The 4299-nt window shown below is 75.1% G+C and carries 5 protein-coding genes and 1 pseudogene; 4 read left to right on the top strand and 2 right to left on the bottom strand.

Annotation, left to right across the window (positions count from 1 at the left end):
* From KS423_RS39645 to KS423_RS39655, 3 genes are all read left to right on the top strand, one after another.
* On the top strand, positions 1-594 hold a 594-nt coding region (locus KS423_RS39645; protein WP_224284580.1), incomplete at its 5' end, for an NUDIX hydrolase.
* Positions 595-719: 125 nt separating this feature from the next.
* Positions 720-893, top strand: a complete 174-nt coding sequence (locus tag KS423_RS39650) for a hypothetical protein (protein WP_224284581.1) — start codon at positions 720-722, stop codon at positions 891-893.
* Positions 890-1723 carry an MBL fold metallo-hydrolase gene (locus tag KS423_RS39655; RefSeq protein WP_224284582.1) on the top strand — a complete coding sequence of 278 codons (834 nt, stop codon included), beginning with the start codon at positions 890-892 and terminating at the stop codon, positions 1721-1723. Before KS423_RS39650 ends, KS423_RS39655 begins: the two co-directional genes overlap by 4 nt.
* A 59-nt stretch (positions 1724-1782) precedes the next feature.
* On the opposite strand, the gene KS423_RS39660 is transcribed toward KS423_RS39655, so the two are convergent.
* Complete coding sequence (locus KS423_RS39660; protein ID WP_030288117.1) at positions 1783-2457, bottom strand: Crp/Fnr family transcriptional regulator; 675 nt, start codon at positions 2455-2457, stop codon at positions 1783-1785.
* A gap of 343 nt (positions 2458-2800) precedes the next feature.
* The gene (locus tag KS423_RS39665) at positions 2801-3589 is read right to left on the bottom strand and encodes an alpha/beta fold hydrolase (RefSeq protein WP_224284583.1); all 789 of its coding nucleotides are present in this window, start codon (positions 3587-3589) and stop codon (positions 2801-2803) included.
* Positions 3590-3744: 155 nt separating this feature from the next.
* On the opposite strand from KS423_RS39665, the pseudogene KS423_RS39670 reads away from it, so the two are divergent.
* A pseudogene (locus KS423_RS39670) lies at positions 3745-4299 on the top strand (FUSC family protein); the annotation flags it as partial.

Consider the following 4299-nt stretch of genomic DNA (forward strand, 5'->3'; position numbering starts at 1 on the left):
GCGCGGCGGCTCGGGGTGGACGCCCGGACGGCGCGGGCGGTGGTCTGCGCGGCCGTCCGCGAGACCTTCGAGGAGGCCGGCGTGCTGCTGGCCGGCCCGGACGCCGACAGCGTCGCCGAGCCGCGCGACTGGTCCGCCGAGCGGGCCGCGCTGGAGGCGCACGAGCTGTCCCTCGCCGAGTTCCTCCGGGACCACGGCCTGGTGCTGCGCAGCGACCTGCTGGGCGGCTGGGCCCGCTGGATCACCCCGGAGTTCGAGGACCGGCGCTACGACACCTGGTTCTTCGTCGCCGCGCTGCCGGCCGGCCAGCGCGCGGCCCTGGAGGTCGGCGAGGCCGACCGGGTCGCCTGGCTGACCCCCGCCGAGGCGGTGCGGGGCCACCGGGAGGGCCGGTTCGGCATGCTGCCGCCGACCGTGACGGTGCTGCGCGAGCTGTCGGCGGTGCGGACCGTCGCCGAGGCCCTGGCCGTGGCGGTCGACCGTCCGCTGGCGCCGGTCCTGGGCCGGGCCGAGGTCCGCGGCGACCGCCTGACGGTCCGCTGGCCCGGTTATGAGGAGCTGACCATCGACGGGGAGTTCCCCGAGGGCTCCTGACCGTTCCACCGACCGGGACGACCCGTACGGCCCGCAAGACCCGTACGACCCGCAAGACCGCAAGACCCGTACGGCCCGCACGACCCGACCTCCCCGTACCGACGCAGAGAGAGGACCGACGCCCGATGACCCACAACGACGTGGCTCGCCGGACGGCGCCCGAGATGCCCGCCCGCCGCCTGACTCCCCGTGACCCGGCCTGCGACAGCCAGGTCCCGTTCGCCGAGGTGGCGCAGCGCGCCCTCGTCCGGGCGCTGCCGCTGCGGGCCCTGCATCGAGACGGCGGAGGTGGCCGGTGAGCGGACTGCTGCCGGGCGACCCCGCCGCCGTCGTCGGCGGCGAGGCCACCCCTCGGGCGCTGTGCGTGCTGGCGCCGAACCCGTCGCCGATGACGCTGGACGGTACCAACACCTGGCTGCTCTCCGAGCCCGGCTCCGACCTCGCGGTGGTGATCGACCCGGGCCCGCTGCACGAGGGCCATCTGCGCCGGGTGATCGACCTCGCGCAGGAGCGGGGCAAGCGGATCGCGCTGACCCTGCTCACCCACGGCCACGCCGACCACTCCGAGGGCGCGGCCCGCTTCGCCGAGCTGACCGGCACCGAGGTGCGGGCCCTGGACCCGGCGCACCGGCTGGGCTCGGAGGGCCTGGTGGGCGGCCAGCGCCTGGAGGTCGGCGGCCTGGACCTGCGGGTGGTGGCCACCCCGGGGCACACCTCCGACTCGCTGACCTTCCATCTGCCGGACGACGGTGCGGTGCTCACCGGCGACACCGTGCTCGGCCGCGGCACGACGATGGTCGCGCATCCCGACGGCCGGCTCGGCGACTACCTGGACTCGCTGCGCCGGCTGCACACCATGGCCTCCCAGCACGGCGTACGGACCGTGCTGCCGGGCCACGGCCCGGTGCTCGCGGACGCGCTCGGCGCCGTCGACTTCTACCTGGCCCACCGGGCCGCCCGGCTCGCCCAGGTGGAGACCGCGGTCGAGGCGGGCTGCCGGGACGCGTCGGAGGTGGTGGCCCGGGTCTACGCGGACGTGGACCGGGCGCTCTGGCCGGCCGCCGAGCTGTCGGTGCGGGCCCAGCTGGACTACCTGGAGGAGCACGGGCTGATTCCGGGCGCCGACTGAGCCGGTGAACGCGGAGGGGCCCGTCCGGATCGGACGGGCCCCTTCCGTGTCGGTGGGCGTCAGCGCGAGCGGCGCGACAGCCGCTCGACGTCCAGCAGGACCACCGCGCGGGCCTCCAGCTTCAGCCAGCCGCGGCCGGCGAAGTCGGCGAGCGCCTTGTTGACCGTCTCGCGGGAGGCGCCGACCAGCTGGGCCAGCTCCTCCTGGGTGAGGTCGTGGGCGACGTGGATGCCCTCCTCGGACTGCACGCCGAACCGGCGGGAGAGGTCCAGCAGGGCCTTGGCGACGCGGCCGGGCACGTCGGAGAAGACCAGGTCGGACATCACGTCGTTGGTGCGGCGCAGGCGGCGGGCGATGGCCCGCAGCAGCGCGATCGAGACCTCGGGGCGGGCGTGCAGCCAGGGCTGGAGGTCACCGTGGCCGAGGCCCAGCAGCTTGACCTCGGTCAGCGCGCTGGCGGTCGCGGTGCGCGGGCCCGGGTCGAACAGCGACAGCTCGCCGATCATCTCGCTGGGGCCGAGCACGGCCAGCATGTTCTCGCGGCCGTCCGGCGATGCGCGGTGCAGCTTGACCTTGCCCTCCGCCACGACGTACAGCCGGTCGCCCGGGTCGCCCTCGTGGAACAGCGACTCCCCACGGGCGAGGGTGACCTCGGTCATGGAAGCGCGCAGCTCGCCGGCCTGTTCGTCGTCGAGTGCCGCGAAGAGTGCGGCGCGCCGCAGAACGTCGTCCACGTGCTTCCTCCTTCTCGGCCGTACGGCGGGTGGGCCGTCCGGCGCAAGTTCCGTTCAGTGTTCTGCATCACCAAGCATGGCGCATGTCGCTCCGATCATATGAGGAGGGGGTGTGCCGAGGTGTGCCGTGCGGGGCCATTCGTACCGGCGGGAGAGCGGGCGGGCCCGGTGACGGGAGCCCGCAGGCAGCCGTCGGTCGAACCCTTGTCCGTTCTGCTCGAACAGGGGGTCGACCATCGCCGGACGGGCGTGTCCCGTCGCCGAACCGCTCGGCGCCCGCTCGTCGGCGGCGCAGACCGCCGCCGGCGGTCGTCGGAAGACCGGGCGGTGCCCCGGACGCGCGTCAGGCGAAGAACGTCAGCAGCTCCGGCGCCAGCACCTCGGCCGTCACCTCGTGGGTCTGGCCGTCCAGCGTCCGGTACGCGGCGCCCGGCACGGCCGCCGCCACCGCGTGGGCCGGTGCCCGCAACGACTCCGGGCTGGCGCCGCCGTCCAGGGCCAGGGTCGGTACGGCGATCGTGGCCAGCAGGTCCGCCGGGACGGCCGCGCCGGTCCGGTCGCCGAGCGCCGCCGCGTCGTACGCCAGGGTCGGTGCGATCGCCTCGAACAGCGGCCACACCGGCGCGCCGCGCATCCCGTCCACCATCTCCGCCGGCGCCCCGGCGTAGACCATGAGGGCCGCGACGGCGTCCCCGCGGCGCTCCTCGGCGAGTGCCGCCGTCAGCTCGGCGACGTACCGGCGGAAGCGCTCGCTCTGCCCCTCCTCGGTGCTGAACGGCGGCTCGTAGACGGCGAGTCGGGTGATGCCGATGTCCGCGGCGGCGGCCCGCAGGGCGAGCGCGCCGCCGGAGGAGTGGGCGAAGACGGCGGCCGAGCCGCCCGCCGCCGCGATGACGGCGGCCAGGTCCTCGATTTCGCGCTCCACCGCGAAGGGGCCGGTGTCACCGCTGCCGCCGCGCCCGCGCCGGTCGTAGGTCCACACGGTGTGGTGCCCCGCCAGCTGCTCGGCGATCGCGGCGCTCGGTCCCATGCCGCGGTGGCACAGTGCGCCGTCGACCAGGACGACCGCCGGGCCGGAGCCGGTGACGGAGCAGGCGAGGGCGGTGCCGTCGGTGGAGACCAGGGTGTTCATGGGGTGCTCCTTCTGTCGTGCGAGTCGGTCATGGGGGTAGACCGGGGTTCGCCGCAGAACTCATCGCTCCGACCGCGATTTTTTTCAGGAACCCCTGTGGCAGGGGTGTCCGGGGCATATGTTTCACGGGTAAATTACCTGCTAACCTTTTACGCATGGTCACAACCGCCCAGTTCCGCCAGGCACTTCGGGTCGGACCGGCCGGGGACGGCTGGCACAAGCCCGCGCTCAGCGCCGTGGTCACCCTCGGCGCGCTCAACCTCACCCTGCTCGGCCTCGGCCGGCTCGACCTCGCCCTCTACACCTCGGCCGGCGGCCTGGGCGCGCTGTACGGGCACGGCCTGCCGTACCGGGCCCGGGCCCGGATGCTGGTCGGGGTGCTGTTCGGCACCGTGCTCAGCACCGGCGCCGCCCTGACCGCTGCGGCGCTGACCCGCGACGCTGCCGTCCTGGTCGCGGTGGCGGCGGTGCTCGCCGCGCTGCACAAGCTGCTCTGCGACGCCGCCCGGGTCGGCCCGCCCGGCAGCCTGATCATCACCTTCACCTCCGCCGGCTGCGCCTTCGTCCCGCAGCGGCTCGCCGAGGTGCCGCCGCACCTGGCACTCACCGCGCTCGGCGCCGCACTGGCCTGGCTGGTCTGCATGGCCCCCGCCCTGGTGCGCCCGTACGGGCCGGAGCGGATCGCCACCGCCCGCGCCCTGGAGGCCGCC

Source organism: Streptomyces sp. LS1784, from assembly GCF_020103755.1.
Classification (GTDB): domain Bacteria; phylum Actinomycetota; class Actinomycetes; order Streptomycetales; family Streptomycetaceae; genus Kitasatospora.